The organism is Streptomyces sp. JH002 (assembly GCF_050916115.1).
Classification (GTDB): Bacteria; Actinomycetota; Actinomycetes; order Streptomycetales; family Streptomycetaceae; genus Streptomyces; species Streptomyces xiamenensis.
Map to the genome: position 1 here is coordinate 2,424,905 of NZ_CP087989.1, position 13,414 is coordinate 2,438,318.

The 13,414-nt window shown below is 73.6% G+C and carries 13 protein-coding genes; 2 read left to right on the forward strand and 11 right to left on the reverse strand.

The genetic code is table 11. From position 1 onward, the window contains the following. Nucleotides 1-118: 118 nt before the first annotated feature. Nucleotides 119-1,357: a M20 family metallopeptidase gene (locus H7827_RS10715; protein WP_375879524.1), complete on the reverse strand. Its 1,239-nt coding sequence runs from the start codon at nucleotides 1,355-1,357 to the stop codon at nucleotides 119-121. Nucleotides 1,358-1,460: 103 nt separating this feature from the next. Further along, nucleotides 1,461-2,615 (reverse strand): alkene reductase, encoded by a 1,155-nt coding sequence (locus H7827_RS10720; protein WP_432744464.1) that lies wholly within the window; start codon nucleotides 2,613-2,615, stop codon nucleotides 1,461-1,463. 61 nt (nucleotides 2,616-2,676) lie between these two features. On the opposite strand from H7827_RS10720, the gene H7827_RS10725 reads away from it, so the two are divergent. After that, nucleotides 2,677-3,051, forward strand: coding sequence for a MerR family transcriptional regulator (locus H7827_RS10725; protein ID WP_432744467.1), 375 nt, complete (start codon nucleotides 2,677-2,679; stop codon nucleotides 3,049-3,051). Nucleotides 3,052-3,136: 85 nt separating this feature from the next. On the opposite strand, the gene H7827_RS10730 is transcribed toward H7827_RS10725, so the two are convergent. The 4 genes from H7827_RS10730 to H7827_RS10745 all read right to left on the reverse strand — a co-directional run bounded on the left by H7827_RS10730 (nucleotide 3,137) and on the right by H7827_RS10745 (nucleotide 7,654). Continuing rightward, on the reverse strand, nucleotides 3,137-4,174 hold the full coding sequence (locus tag H7827_RS10730) for a hypothetical protein (protein WP_262833275.1): 1,038 nt from the start codon (nucleotides 4,172-4,174) through the stop codon (nucleotides 3,137-3,139). 38 nt (nucleotides 4,175-4,212) lie between these two features. Further along, nucleotides 4,213-5,148, reverse strand: a complete 936-nt coding sequence (locus H7827_RS10735) for an N-acetylneuraminate synthase family protein (RefSeq protein WP_030728776.1) — start codon at nucleotides 5,146-5,148, stop codon at nucleotides 4,213-4,215. Next, entirely contained in the window at nucleotides 5,145-6,320 is a 1,176-nt protein-coding gene (locus H7827_RS10740; protein WP_432747972.1) for a cytidylyltransferase domain-containing protein, read from the reverse strand. Before H7827_RS10740 ends, H7827_RS10735 begins: the two co-directional genes overlap by 4 nt. 62 nt (nucleotides 6,321-6,382) lie before the next feature. Further along, nucleotides 6,383-7,654 (reverse strand): DUF6716 putative glycosyltransferase, encoded by a 1,272-nt coding sequence (locus tag H7827_RS10745; RefSeq protein WP_432744472.1) that lies wholly within the window; start codon nucleotides 7,652-7,654, stop codon nucleotides 6,383-6,385. Between the two features lie 500 nt (nucleotides 7,655-8,154). Between H7827_RS10745 and H7827_RS10750 the strand changes: the two genes are divergently transcribed. Further along, nucleotides 8,155-8,286, forward strand: a complete 132-nt coding sequence (locus H7827_RS10750; RefSeq protein WP_267880988.1) for a hypothetical protein — start codon at nucleotides 8,155-8,157, stop codon at nucleotides 8,284-8,286. Nucleotides 8,287-8,389: 103 nt separating this feature from the next. Here H7827_RS10750 and H7827_RS10755 read toward each other — a convergent pair whose 3' ends face one another. The 5 genes from H7827_RS10755 to H7827_RS10775 all read right to left on the reverse strand — a co-directional run bounded on the left by H7827_RS10755 (nucleotide 8,390) and on the right by H7827_RS10775 (nucleotide 13,248). Next, nucleotides 8,390-9,028 carry a GTP-binding protein gene (locus H7827_RS10755; RefSeq protein ID WP_432744475.1) on the reverse strand — a complete coding sequence of 213 codons (639 nt, stop codon included), beginning with the start codon at nucleotides 9,026-9,028 and terminating at the stop codon, nucleotides 8,390-8,392. After that, nucleotides 9,006-9,368, reverse strand: coding sequence for a DUF742 domain-containing protein (locus H7827_RS10760; RefSeq protein ID WP_030728787.1), 363 nt, complete (start codon nucleotides 9,366-9,368; stop codon nucleotides 9,006-9,008). Before H7827_RS10760 ends, H7827_RS10755 begins: the two co-directional genes overlap by 23 nt. Nucleotides 9,369-9,374: 6 nt before the next feature. Then, a complete protein-coding gene (locus H7827_RS10765; protein WP_432744479.1) occupies nucleotides 9,375-9,785 on the reverse strand; it encodes a roadblock/LC7 domain-containing protein in 411 nt (136 codons plus the stop codon). 6 nt (nucleotides 9,786-9,791) lie between these two features. Next, the gene (locus H7827_RS10770; RefSeq protein WP_432744482.1) at nucleotides 9,792-11,465 is read right to left on the reverse strand and encodes an ATP-binding protein; all 1,674 of its coding nucleotides are present in this window, start codon (nucleotides 11,463-11,465) and stop codon (nucleotides 9,792-9,794) included. Nucleotides 11,466-11,664: 199 nt separating this feature from the next. Next, nucleotides 11,665-13,248: an acyl-CoA mutase large subunit family protein gene (locus tag H7827_RS10775; RefSeq protein WP_432744485.1), complete on the reverse strand. Its 1,584-nt coding sequence runs from the start codon at nucleotides 13,246-13,248 to the stop codon at nucleotides 11,665-11,667. Nucleotides 13,249-13,414 lie beyond the last annotated feature (166 nt).

The following is a 13,414-nucleotide window of genomic DNA, read 5'->3' on the forward strand; positions in this document are numbered from 1 at the left end:
GTTATCAGATCGTCGTGAACGCAACCAGTACGCAACATTGCTCGGTGTGTCGGCACCGGCACCCGGGGCTGCGGCAGAACCCCGGGTTCCGGTGGTGTTCACGGGCGCGCGGAGGCGTTCAGGGGCGCTGGGCGGCGTCCAGCAGCGCGGCCGAGGTGAGCAGTTCCACACCGACCCCGATCGCGGACTCGTCCACGTCGAAGTCGCCCTGGTGGATGTCGCGCGGCGCGGCACCCGGACGGTCGCCGTCCCCGGGCGGCCTAACCCCGAGGCGGGCCATGGCGCCGGGGACCTGCTCCAGGTACCAGGAGAAGTCCTCGCCGCCCAGGGACTGCTCGGTGGGCTCGACCGCGTCTGCGCCGTACCGGCTGGTCATGGCCGCCGCCAGCAGCGAGGTGACCTGCGGCTCGTTGACCACCGGGGGGACACCGCGGATGTAGTCGATCTCGTACTTGGCCTGGTGCAGCCGCGCGACCTCGCCGACCGCCTCCTCGACCAGGTCCTTGGCGTCCCGCCAGGCGGACAGCTCCAGGCACCGCATGGTGCCGGAGATCTCGGCGCGCTGCGGGATGACGTTGGAGGCGTGGCCGGTGGTCAGCCTGCCCCAGGTGACCGCGAGCCCGGCGCGGGTGTCGACCCGGCGGGAGAGCAGCGCGGGGACGTCGGTGATGACCCGCGCGGCGGCGGTGACCAGGTCGGTGGTGAGGTGCGGGCGGGCGGTGTGGCCGCCGTCGCCGGACAGCCGGATCTCCAGCCGGTCGCAGGCGGAGGTGATGGGCCCGGACTTGAGACCGATCTTCCCGGCGTCGACCTTGGGGTCGCAGTGCAGGGCGAGGATGCGGCCGACGCCGTCCAGCACGCCGGAGTCGATGGCGTCGGTGGCGCCGCCCGGCAGCACCTCCTCGGCCGGCTGGAAGATCAGCCGTACGGGCTGCGGCAGCTCGCCCCGGGCGGCCAGCCCGGCGAGGACCAGACCGGTGCCGAGCACCACCGTGGTGTGCACGTCGTGGCCGCAGGCGTGCGCCCGGCCGGGGACGGTGGAGCGGTACGGCACGGTCTTGGTGTCGGGGATCGGCAGCGCGTCGAGGTCGGCGCGCAGCGCCAGCACGGGGCGGCCGGATCTGCCCGCCCGTGCGTCACCGGTGGGGTGGATGTCACATACCAGGCCGGTACCGCCGTCGAGTACGCGTGGTGCGAGACCCGCGCGCTCCAGGCGCTCCTTGATGACGGCGGTGGTACGGACCTCCTGGTGGCCCAGCTCGGGGTGCATGTGGAGATCCCGGCGGACGGCGATCAGCTCGCGCCGCAGGGCATCGCTCAGCACACCGGCGGACTCCGGTGACAGCTGTTGACTCACGCCTCCGACACTATCTCTGTTTCGCCGCTCAACCGGCGCCGATCACGCAAAGTTCACACGCCGGGAACGCGTGCGGTCGCAACTGACTGGGTATGACTGTTTTTTATTTCTTCCGGTCCGCGGTGCGCCCCGACGGGAGCACGGGATAGTCGGTGTAGCCGAGGGCGCCGCCGGTGTACATGGCGTAGCGGTCGCGTACGGGGTTGACCGGGGCCCCGGTGCGCAGCCGCTCGACGAGGTCGGGGTTGGCGAGGAAGGGGCGGCCGAGCGCGACGAGGTCGGCGCCGGCGGCACGCAGCGCTCGGGCGGCGGCCAGGCCGCCGTCCGCCGGGATCCGGTCGGCGGGCAGCACCGGGTTGGCGATGAGGGTGCCGGGCCACAGCGCGCGCAGCCGGGCGAAGAGCGGGTGGGCGGGGTCGGCGAAGGCGAGGTGCAGGTAGGCCGGGCCGACCCCCGCGGTGGCCGCCAGCAGAGCGGGGTAGAGCGCCGCGGCCTCGGCCTCGGACTCCTCGACGCCGTTGACGACGTGCAGGGGGGAGACGCGCAGCCCGGTGCGTTCGGCACCGATGGCGTCGGCGACGGCGGCCACCACCTCGGTGGTGAAGCGGATCCGGGCTTCCACGGTGCCGCCGTAGGCGTCGGTGCGCCGGTTGGTGCCGGCGGCGAGGAACTGGTGCAGCAGGTAGCCGTTGGCGCTGTGCACCTCGACCCCGTCGAAGCCGGCGTCGACGGCGCGGCGGGCGGTGGCGGCGAAGTCGCCGACGGTCTGCCGGATGTCGGCGGCGGTCATCTCGCGCGGCGTGACGGCGGCCCGGCGTCCGGTCGGGGTGTGGATGGTCTCGGGCAGCGGGAGCGGCGAGGGGGCGATCGGGGTGTGGCCGCTGGTGGCGGGATGGCCGACCCGGCCGCCGTGCTGGATCTGGAGGAACACCGGGCCGCCGCCGGCCGCCCGGACGGCGTCGGTGACGCGGCGCCAGCCGGCGGTGTGCCGGTCGGTGTACAGGGCGGTGATGTTCGGGTACGTGTGGCCGACGGGGCTGGGGGCGGACGCCTCGGCGATGATCAGCCCGGCGGAGGCGCGCTGGGCGTAGTACTCGGCCATCAGCGCGGTGGGGGTGCCGTCGGGCTCGGCGCGGTTGCGGGTCATGGGGGCCATGACGAGGCGGTTGGCCAGCGGGTGCGCGCCGAGCCGGGCGGGGGCGAGCAGGTCGGACGCGGCGGTGGCGGTGCCCGCGGGGGTACCGGTGTCGGTGGTCATGCCGGTACCGTAGAACTTCTCATCCATGTCAGATTCAAGCCCGGAAGGTGTGACCTGCGTCATGCGCATCGGTGAACTGGCCCGCCGCACGGGAGTGAGCGAACGCTCGCTGCGCTACTACGAGCAGGCGGGCCTGCTCTCCGCCGGGCGGACCCCCGGCGGGCACCGGGAGTACGCCGAGGGCGCGGCGGACCGGGTCGCCCGGATCCAGACGCTGTACGCGGCGGGGCTGTGCAGCGAGAAGATCGCCAAGCTGCTGCCCTGCATGCGCGACAGCGACGGTCGGGCCGCCGCGACGGCGGACAGCTATCTGATGACCGAGCTGACCTGGGAGCGTGCCCGTATCGACCGCATGATCGAGGACCTGCGGCGCTCGCGCGCCCTGCTGGACGAGGTGATCGCGACCGCCGCACGACCGGCGGACGAACAGCCGTAGCCGCCGGTCCCACGCCGGCCGCCGGGCCGGCCGGGCTCAGCCGGGGTCGGGCCTCGCGGGTCTCTCGTGCTCCTGCGGGTGCCCCTCATTGAGGGGCGGGGAGAAAGCTCAGTCCGTGGGCGCCGCGCGCCGTGTTGGTGACGGCGGACAGGAAGCCGCTGGCGCGCTCGGTGACCCGGTCCGTGAACCAGCCGGGCGACACGTCGCACACCACGATCTCGGTGCTGGTGTCCGACAGCACCAGCGGCAGGGTGTGCACGACGGTGGAGGGGAAGGAGAGGATCTTGGAGCCGACGGGACCGCGCCGCGCGACCAGTTCCAGCGGCAGGTCGGGCCGGACGATCTCCAGGCCGGCCTCGCGCTCCACCCGGCGCAGCTTCTCGGCGCTCTCCTTGCGGTGCGCGTAGTAGCGGGCCACGCCGTGCCGGTCGGCCAGTTCGGCGACCGCGCTCAGATAGCGGTCCTCGTGCAGCACGCCGGTCTCCACCAGCGAGGTGCCGACCAGGTCGGCGCCCTCGGCGACCCGGGGCGGGCCGAACCGGTCCCGGGTCCAGGCCAGGGTGTTGGCGGTGACGGCGACGCCCTCGGGGGGATCCACCGGCATCGCCGTGAAGACCTCCACCCCCACCCCGGTGGCCGGGGTGAGCCGCCGCACCGCGCGCTTGGCCACCGGCGCGAACAGCGCGGCGCGCGCCCCGGAGGGTGCGGTGCGGTGCCAGCGCACCAGCCGCTCGCCGCGCGCCAGCTGCGCGGTGAACTCCATGGTGGCGGTGCCGTCGTCCACCACGACCACGTCGCAGCGCCGGGCCATGGACAGCAGCAGCTGGAGGTACCGGGAGAACGGGTCCCCGATCAGCAGCAGCTTCGCCCGGCGCAGCGGCCCGGCGAGGGCGGCCAGGGCGCGGGAGGGTTTGACCGCCCCGCCGCGCGCCTCCTGCCACAGCACGCGGTGCCCCTCGTCCCGGGCCAGCTGGGCCATCCGGCGCAGCTGGCCCCGGGAGATGGGGTCGTGCGGGGGCAGGATGACAACCGTGCGGGCGCCGGGGTGGACGTGGGCCCACTCCAGTATGTTCAGCAGCTGGACCGGGCTCTCGGCGAACGCCAGCGTCTCGTCGGTCGTCATCTTCTCCGCCCTTCCGTGGGTTGCGGGGGTGCTGCGGGTCAGGCGTTGGCGGGCTCGCGCTCGCCGGTCTCGGCGCCCTCGGCGACGACGCCCTTGACGCGGCGCAGCTTCTTCATGGGGGCCAGCTCGCTGTCGTACACCTTCTTGACGCCGTCGCCCAGGGACTCCTCGATGGTGCGGATGTCGCGCACCATGCGGGTCAGGCCCTGCGGCTCGACGGAGGCGGCCTGGTCCGAGCCCCACATGGCGCGGTCCAGGGTGATGTGGCGCTCGACGAAGACGGCGCCGAGGGCGACCGCGGCGAGGGTTGTCTGCAGGCCGGTCTCGTGGCCGGAGTAGCCGATCGGGACGTTGGGGTACTCGGCCTGGAGGGTGTTGATGACGCGCAGGTTCAGCTCGTCGGCCTTGGCCGGGTAGGTGCTGGTGGCGTGACAGAGCAGGATGTTCTGCGAGCCCAGGACCTCGACCGCGTGCCGGATCTGCCGCGGGGTGGACATGCCGGTGGACAGGATGACGGTCTTGCCGGTGGCGCGCAGGGCCCGCAGCAGGTCGTCGTCGGTCAGCGAGGCGGAGGCCACCTTGTGGGCGGGCACGTCGAACTTCTCCAGGAAGTCGACGGCCTCGGTGTCCCACGGGGAGGCGAACCAGTGGATGCCGTGCTTCTTGCAGTACGCGTCGATGGCGGCGTAGTCGTCCGCGTCGAACTCGACCCGGTGCCGGTAGTCGATGTACGTCATCCGGCCCCAGGGGGTGTCGCGCTCGATGTCCCACTGGTCGCGCGGGGTGCAGATCTCCGGGGTGCGCTTCTGGAACTTCACGGCGTCGCAGCCGGCCTCGACGGCGGCGTCGATCAGGGCGAAGGCGTTGTCCAGGTCACCGTTGTGGTTGATGCCGATCTCACCGGTGACGTACACGGGGCGGCCGGGGCCCACGACGCGGTCGCCGAGCTGACGGAGGCGGTTGCTGGTGGTCATGAGGTGCGGAGTTCCTTTCCGAGGATCCACGAGGCGATCTCGCGGATCGCGCCGTAGCCGCCGGGGGCGGTGGTGACGGCGCGGGCTGCGGCGGTGACGACGTCATGGGCGCCGGCGACGGCCACCGGCCAGCCGACGAGGCCGAAGCAGGGCAGGTCATTGACGTCGTTGCCGGCGTAGAGCACGCGTTCGGGGTTGATCCCGTGCTCCTCGCACCACTGCTTGAGTGCGAGGTCCTTACGGTCGATGCCGTGCAGAACCGGGATGCGCAGCTTGCGCGCCCGGGCGGCGACGACCGGGTTCTGTTCCGTGGACAGGATCAGCAGCGGCAGCCCCGCGCGGCGCAGCGCGGCGATACCGAGGCCGTCGCCGCGGTGCACGGCGACCAGTTCCCGTCCTTCGGAGTCGATCAGCACCCGGTCATCGGTCTGGGTGCCGTCGAAGTCGATGACGACCGCGTCGATGTCCTCGCGGCCGGGCAGGCGTCCGCCGGTGCCGTCCAGCAGCGGGGCGAGCGCGCGGGCCCGGTCCAGATCGTGCGGATCGTCGATCTCCAGGACGCGGGCGGGGTCGGCGGGCACCAGGGAGGTGCGGCCGAAGAAGCGGTGGCGTTCGGTGCGGAACCCGGGGGCGCGCATGGCGTACGCGGCGCCGGTCTCCAGCCAGTCCTGCGGGCGGTCCTGGCGGCGCGGCCGGTACGCCTTGTCGTGGTTGACGCCGTGTCCGCCCTGGTCGCTCTCGCGCCACACGAACCCGTGGAAGGGGGCGGCGGTGAAGGCGGAGTCGGCTCCGTCGAGCACCGCGCGGGTGACGCCGTCCAGGTCGCCGGGGGTGATGAAGGGGCTGGTGCACTGCACGAGCAGGACCACGTCCAGGGCGGTGCCGTCGCGCTGTTCGACGGTGTCCATGGCGTGCAGGACGGCGGCCTCGCTGGTGGCGGTGTCCCCGGAGATCCGCGCGGGGCGTTCGACGACGCCGGCGCCCGCGGAGCGGGCCAGGGCGGCGATGCCGGGGTCGTCGGTGGAGACCACGACCTGTCCGATCAGCCGCGCGGCCCGGGCGGCGCGTACGGCGCGGACCACGAGCGGGGCGTCGGCGATGGGCGCGAGGTTCTTGCCGGGCACCCCCTTGGAGCCTCCGCGCGCGGGTATGACGGCCAGGACGTTGGGCATGACGTCGCTTTCGGGGTCGTGGTCGGGAGCGCGGGGCCCGGGGGTGCCGGGTGCGGGGGCGGTCACAGCTGCCCCCAGCGGCGGATGATCGGCGCGATGCGCTGGGCCGCCGTGCGGTACGTGGCGCGGGCGGCCTGCCGCAGCAGGCGGTGGGTGGAGGCGGGCGCCGCCGTGTCGTGCCGGGCGAGGATGCCGGGCAGATAGCCGGGGGCGGTGCGCCGCGTGTAGTACGGCGTCAGCGGCGGGCGCGGCGCGCCCAGCAGGGCGCTCAACCGCTCGCGGGCCGGGCCGTACGCCTGCTCGGGGTCGGCGCCCAGCCCCTGGTCGGCCAGCCACTCCGGGTCGGGCTCGGGCCGGTACCCGGCGTCGAGTTCGTCCCAGGAGGCGAAGCAGCCCGAACCGGTGAAGTAGTGGTTGCCCAGCGGCTCGCGGATGCCCAGGTCGGTGAGGATCGCGGTGGGGATGCCCCGGTGCAGGGACTCCAGCGCGGCGGTGGAGGAGACCGTCACCAGCAGGTCGGTGGTGTCCAGGACCTCGCCCATGTTGCCGTAGGCGAGGGAGAAGTTGTCGGGCCGCCGGTCGCGGGCGCGCTCCGCCAGCCGCTGGTAGGGCAGTTCCTCCACGTGCGTGGTCTGCTCGCCCGGCCTGCTGCGCAGTTTGACGATGACCTCGCGTCCGGGGTGCCGGCGGGCGTGCGCCATGGCCCGCTCCAGCAGGTACGCGCGGTCGGCGCGGCTGCCGGGGACCGAGGGCTGCACGGCGAACACCAGCCGGTAGGGACGGTCCTCCCCCCGCGGGCGCACGTCGTGCCGTGCACCCCCGAGGAAGGGCAGCGCGCACTCGGTGACGGCGGAGGCGTCGGCCCGTACCCCCTCGTACACCGCGCGGAAGCGCCGTACGTCGTAAGGGCTGTTGGCCAGCACCACGTCGGCGCCGTGCCGCAGCAGCAGGCCGTCGGTGAGCTTCTCGTAGACCACGCCCACGTAGCCGGTGACGACCACGGGCCGCTGCCGGTCGCCCTTCCACACGTCCGCGAGGGCGTGCAGCAGCGCCTGGACGGTGCCGCCCACGCAGGCCAGGATCAGCACCTGGTGGGTGCCGCGGCCCAGTTCGGTCAGGAAGTCGGCGGCCGTGATCTCGCGGGCCTCGCCCGCGTCCGCGCCGCTCTCGGCCAGCTGCCGGGCGGTGGGGGTGGCCCGGCCGCGCAGCAGAAAGCCCTGCGGGACCGCGCCGGGGACCAGCCGGCGGGCGGTGTGGGCACCCCATTTCCACCGGGTGTCGGAGTCCGCCAGGACGGCGACGCGGGGCGGGTCGTGGGGGGAAGGACTTGGCACATCAGGGAACCTAGGCAGCGCGCCCCAGGAAGGGGCCAACTGATGACCAACAGAGGGTGAACGGATCGGCACCGTGCGACCAACTGGGTTACGGGTCAGCCCCCGTTCACCTTGCGGTGGGGAGCCGTTCAGCCACGGCGCCGGAAGGTGACGGCGCGGGGCGAGGCGGGGCGTGCGGCGCGGGGTGGCGGCCCGCGCGGCTCGGCCCGCGACGCCGGGCGCGCCGGGGAGCCGCACATCCGGGTGACCTCGCGATCGCCGCGCCCGGCGGCAGGGGAGGAACAGGTGGGGGCGGTTGACCCACCCGATTCCTTGCTCCTTGTGGAGGTCGCGATGGTACGTCGCATGTCGGCCATGACGGCGGCGGTGGTGGTGGCGGGGGCACTGATGCTGGCGCTAGCGGCCCCGGCGGTGGCGCGCAGGGCACCCTGACGGTCGGCGACACCCGGTACACCGATCCCGGTGAGGGCTGCTACCCGGGGACGGTCCGGCCGCTGACGGTGGCGAACGGCACCGACATCACGGTCCTCGTCTTCGCCACGGAGGACTGCCGGGGCCGTGTGCTGGGCGCCGTCCATCCCCGTGCCGACGATGTCTTCAGCCGGGGAGCGAGTCTCTACGTCCCCGGCTGACCGGGGGCCCGGCCCCGGACGCGGGACGCGGCCGGTACGAGGCGGACGGACGGCCTCCGGGTCACCGCCGAGGTGAAGCGGTACGGCCCCGGCGGTGAACAGGTCACCCGGGGGCTGCGGCGGTGGCGGGAACGCCGCGGGGGTGGGCGGGGCCCGATATGTACTCGACGAGGGTGACCAGCGCGTCCATCGAGGACGCCCGGTCCCGGGCGTCGAAGGTGACGACGGGGGTGTCCTCGGTCAGGTCCAGGGCGCCGCGCAGTTCCTCGGTCGCGTACACCGCGCTGTCCGGGAACTGGTTGACGGCCACGGCGAACGGAAGCCCCCGCAGCTCCAGTTGGGCCAGCACCTCGAAGCTGTCGGCCAGCCGGCGGGTGTCCACCACGGCCAGCGCGCCGAGCGCACCCTCGGCCAGCCCCTCCCACAGCTCCCAGAACCGCTGCTGTCCCGGGGTGCCGAACACGTACATCACCAGCTGCGAGTTGAGCGTGAGCCGGCCGAAGTCCATGGCGACAGTGGTCATCCGCTTGCCGTCGATGCCGGTGAGGTCATCGACACCGACGCCGGCCTCGGTCAGCGCCTCCTCGGTGCGCAGGGGCTCGATCTCGCTGACCGAGCCCACCAGCGTCGTCTTCCCGACCCCGAAGGCGCCCACCACCAGGACCTTCACCGCCCGGCGCACCGAGTCCGGCAGATAGCGGTCAGCGGCGGGCGCGGACTCAGCGGAGTCGGCGAAGACCATCCAGAACCTCCTGTAGCAATTCCCTGTCGGGGCGTACCGCCTGCGGGATTCCCGAGCGGGCGATCAGATAACCGCCGTCCACCAGTTCCGATGCGAGCACCTTCACCAGGCTGAGCGGCAGTTGGAGACGGGCGGCCGCCTCCGCGAGGGAGAGCAGTCGCTCGCACATCCGCACCAGGGCCCTGATCTCCCGGGTGGCCGTCACCGGCAGCGGTCCGGCGGTGTCCGCCCGCACCAGAAGTGTCTCCACCCCCATGGTGGTACGGCTCGGACGCGACTTCCCCCCGGTGATCACATAGGGCCGCAGCGCCCTCTCACGGTATCCGCCGTTCTCACTCATCGGCGATCAGGCGTTCCCTCGCGGGGGCGGGCCGCCGCCGGGGCGCACGGCGGCGATCCTGAGAATCTGGGCCTGCATCCGCTGGGCCACCAGGCCCGGGTCCACCACCGGACCGGTGACGGCGGCGAGATGGGTGCCGGCCGCGCTGCGCATGAACAGGTAGCCGCCCCTGAAGTCGACCATCTGCTGGTTGACGGCGCCGTCCTCCTCGCCGAAGTCCCGGCCCAGGCTGCGGCCCAGGGACTGCAGCCCGGAGCAGTTCGCGGACAGCCGGTCGGCGCTGTCCCGGTCGATCCCCTCCGAGCAGGCGAGCAGCAGCCCGTCCGAGCTGAACACGATGACATGTCTGACGCCGGGCACGGTGGCCACCTCGGAGATCATCCAGCTCTGCCGCTCGGGGCTTTCGACGTACTGCATGCGCGTTCAGCCTTTCGGGTGGGTGGTGGGGTCGGCGGGGCCGGCCGGGGTTCCGGCGGCGCCGCCGGCGAGGAAGGTCTCCATCCAGTCCCCCGCCTCCTCGGGGGTCTGCTGCGGTTCGGGCGGTGCGCTCCACGGCTGCCGGGGCAGCGTCTCGCCGCGGCGGGAGGCGCGTTGGGGCAGTCCGGAGGGGCGTACGGGCGGGGGCGCCGGGTCCTGGCCATGCTGCGGGACCGGCTCCGGGGCCCTGGCGTGCCGGGGGACGGAGCCGGGATGTTCCGGCCGGGGCTGCGGTACGGGCTGCGTACCGGGGCGGGGTTCGGAGCCGGGGCCGGATTCGGGCCGGGGGCCGGGTGCGGAGCCGAGACCGGGGGCGGAGCCGGAGCCCTGGACCAGCCCCCGGCCGGAACGGGGAGCTGCGCCGGGCCCCCGGCCGGTCCCCGGACCGCCGCCGGGCCCCGAACGCGGCGCGTGGCCGGGGCCGGGGAGCCGGCCCGGTGCCGGGCCGAGCTCCCGCCGGCCCCGGCCGCCACCGGCGCCCAGCGGCTCCACCGTGGCGAGATCGGACCGACCGATGAGGATCACCACCCGCACCCCGCCGTACGGGGAGGGCGACAGGTCCACCTGGAAGCCGTGCCTGGCGGCGAACCGCCCCACCACCGCGAAGCCGGTGCGCGGCACCTCCCCCACGTCGGCCAGCGCCACCGGCCGCCGCCCCGAGACGATCTGCCGGGCCCGGTCCATGCGGTACTCGTCCATACCCAGGCCGCCGTCGTCGATCTCGATGACGGCGCCGCGCTGCACGGTGCGCACCATCACCGGGACGACGGTCCTGGGCGGGGAGTGCTCGGTGGCGTTGGCCAGGAGTTCGGCGATCAGATGGATCAGCGGCTCGACGACCCGGGCGGCGGCCCCCACGTCCTGCTCGCCCGCCACCTCCACCCGCCGGTAGGCGACGATCCGGCCGGAGGCGGCGCGCACCACGTCCACCAGGGCCATCGGCTCCTCCCAGCGCTGGCCCGGCCACTCCCCGCCGAGCACCTGGAGGCTCTGGGCGTGCCGCGCCTGCTGGGTGGCGGCGTGGTCCACCCACATCGCCGCCTCCAGGATGTCCGGGTCGTGGCCGTGCCGTTCGGACAAGGTGGTGACGGCGGCCTGGATGCGGTGCGCCGAGGTCTGCACGCGGCCGGCCAGCGCCACCATGGCCAGGCGCTGCGACTCCGAGCGCTCCGCGAGCCGTTCGGCGATCTCCGCGACCACCCGCTCGAAGTCCCGCACCACGGTCTCGGGCAGCTGGGCGCGGTACTTGACGGGCGGCACCTCGCGGCCCCGGAAGACCGCGGGCAGCCGTTCCGTCAGCAGGTGCTCGCACTCCTGCCGCAGCAGCGCGGCCTGCTGGTCGGTGAAGGAGCGCCACTGCTTGTCGCGCCGGGCCAGTTCGGCCAGCCGCCGGGCGGTCTCCGCCCGCTGGTGGGCCAGTTCGGCGGCGGTGGCGCGGTGCGCGCGCCACAGGGCGAGCAGCAGCCCGAGCAGCGCCGCCGCGCCGGTGCCGCACGCCGCCGCCATCGCCCACCGGGACGGGGCGGCCAGCAGCGCGAGGACCAGCGGCGCGGCCGACGCACACGGCGCGACGACCATGGCCACGGGCCACAGTGCCGAAGTGGACGGAGGACGTGCCATGGAGAGCCTTCACGGTCGTGCGGAAGCGTGCCGCGACCGCCGCGCGGTCACCGCACGGAGCCGCGAAGTCACCTTTCGTGAGCGGGTGTCAGGGATCGGATCCTATCGACCGGCACGCCGTGCTCCCGCACGGCGCGGCCGGGCCGCGTCCGCGCAACTTCCGTACCCCCCGCACACCTTCCGCCACACCGCGGCCCCCTCAGAAGGTCTCCGAGGGGATGTACGCCCCCCACACCTCCCGCAGCGTGTTGCAGACCTCGCCCACCGTGGCGCGGGCGCGCAGCGCCTCCTTCATCGGGTAGAGGACGTTCGCCTGCGGGTCCTCGGCCGCCGCGCGCAGCGCCGCCAGCGCGCCGTCCACCGCCGGCTGGTCGCGTTCGGCGCGCAGCGCGGCGAGCCGGGCGGCCTGCTGCGCCTCGATGGCCGGGTCCACGCGCAGCGGTTCGTACGGTTCCTCCTCGGCGAGCTGGAAGCGGTTGACGCCGACGACGACCCGCTCCCCCGCGTCCGTCTCCAGGGCGACCCGGTAGGCGCTGCGCTCGATCTCCGTCTTCTGGAAACCCTGTTCGATGGCGGCGACGGCGCCGCCGCGCTCCTCGATCCGCTCCAGCAGCTCCACGGCGGCGTTCTCCACGTCGTCGGTCATCGACTCCATGACGTAGGAGCCGGCGAACGGGTCGACGGTGGCGGTCACATCGGTCTCGTACGCGAGCACCTGCTGGGTGCGCAGCGCCAGGCGGGCCGACTTGTCGGTGGGCAGCGCGATGGCCTCGTCGTAGGAGTTGGTGTGCAGCGACTGGGTGCCGCCGAGCACCGCGCCCAGCGCCTGGACGGCGACCCGCACCAGGTTCACCTCCGGCTGCTGCGCGGTGAGCTGGACCCCGGCGGTCTGGGTATGGAAGCGCAGCATGAGCGACTTGGGGTTCTGGGCGCCGAACTCCTCGCGCATCACGCGGGCCCAGATCCGGCGCGCGGCCCGGAACTTGGCGATTTCCTCCAGTATGGTGGTGCGCGCCACGAAGAAGAACGACAGCCGGGGCGCGAAGTCGTCCACGGCCATCCCGGCGGCGACGGCGGTGCGGACGTACTCGATGCCGTCCGCCAGCGTGAACGCGATCTCCTGCGCGGGCGTCGCCCCGGCCTCGGCCATGTGGTAGCCGGAGATGGAGATGGTGTTCCACTTGGGCAGCTCCGCCTTGCAGTAGCGGAAGATGTCCGACACCAGCCGCAGCGAGGGCTTGGGCGGGAAGATGTAGGTGCCGCGGGCGATGTACTCCTTGAGCACGTCGTTCTGGATGGTGCCGGTGAGCCGCTCGGGCGGCACTCCCTGCTCCTCCGCCACCAGCTGGTAGAGCAGCAGGAGCAGCGCGGCGGGGGCGTTGATGGTCATCGAGGTGGAGACCTCGCCCAGCGGAATGCCGTCGAACAGGACCCGCATGTCGTCGATGGAGTCGATGGCGACCCCCACCTTGCCGACCTCGCCGTGCGCGATCGGGGCGTCCGAGTCGTGCCCCATCTGGGTGGGCAGGTCGAAGGCGACGGACAGGCCCATGGTGCCGTTGGCGATCAGCTGCCGGTAGCGGGCGTTGGACTCGGTCGCGGTACCGAACCCGGCGTACTGGCGCATGGTCCACGGCCGGCCGGTGTACATGGAGGGATAGACACCGCGGGTGTACGGATAGCTGCCCGGGGTGCCGAGTTTTTCGGCTGGATCCCAGCCCTTGAGAGCTTCCGGGCCGTATACCGGATCGATCGGCTTGCCCGACTCAGACTCACGCGTCATGGCAGGGACTTTAACGAGCGCCGCACCGCCCGGGGAAGGAGCGGAGGGATCGGAGCGGCGTGGAGGAGGGAGTGCGCGGACGGGGCTAGGGGGAAAGCTACCCCGCCCGCGCGAGGGGCCTACCCAGAGGTACGGGGGGGACCTCGGGTCGACCCGGGGCCGATGA

Excerpts from the sequence above, each read along its gene's own strand:
- H7827_RS10720 (WP_432744464.1), bottom strand. The coding sequence starts at position 2,615 with ATGACCACCGACACCGGTACCCCCGCGGGCACCGCCACCGCCGCGTCC.
- H7827_RS10725 (WP_432744467.1), top strand. The coding sequence starts at position 2,677 with ATGCGCATCGGTGAACTGGCCCGCCGCACGGGAGTGAGCGAACGCTCG.
- H7827_RS10730 (WP_262833275.1), bottom strand. The coding sequence starts at position 4,174 with ATGACGACCGACGAGACGCTGGCGTTCGCCGAGAGCCCGGTCCAGCTG.
- H7827_RS10735 (WP_030728776.1), bottom strand. The coding sequence starts at position 5,148 with ATGACCACCAGCAACCGCCTCCGTCAGCTCGGCGACCGCGTCGTGGGC.
- H7827_RS10740 (WP_432747972.1), bottom strand. The coding sequence starts at position 6,320 with ATGCCCAACGTCCTGGCCGTCATACCCGCGCGCGGAGGCTCCAAGGGG.
- H7827_RS10755 (WP_432744475.1), bottom strand. The coding sequence starts at position 9,028 with ATGGTCTTCGCCGACTCCGCTGAGTCCGCGCCCGCCGCTGACCGCTAT.
- H7827_RS10760 (WP_030728787.1), bottom strand. The coding sequence starts at position 9,368 with ATGAGTGAGAACGGCGGATACCGTGAGAGGGCGCTGCGGCCCTATGTG.
- H7827_RS10765 (WP_432744479.1), bottom strand. The coding sequence starts at position 9,785 with ATGCAGTACGTCGAAAGCCCCGAGCGGCAGAGCTGGATGATCTCCGAG.
- H7827_RS10770 (WP_432744482.1), bottom strand. The coding sequence starts at position 11,465 with ATGGCACGTCCTCCGTCCACTTCGGCACTGTGGCCCGTGGCCATGGTC.
- H7827_RS10775 (WP_432744485.1), bottom strand. The coding sequence starts at position 13,248 with ATGACGCGTGAGTCTGAGTCGGGCAAGCCGATCGATCCGGTATACGGC.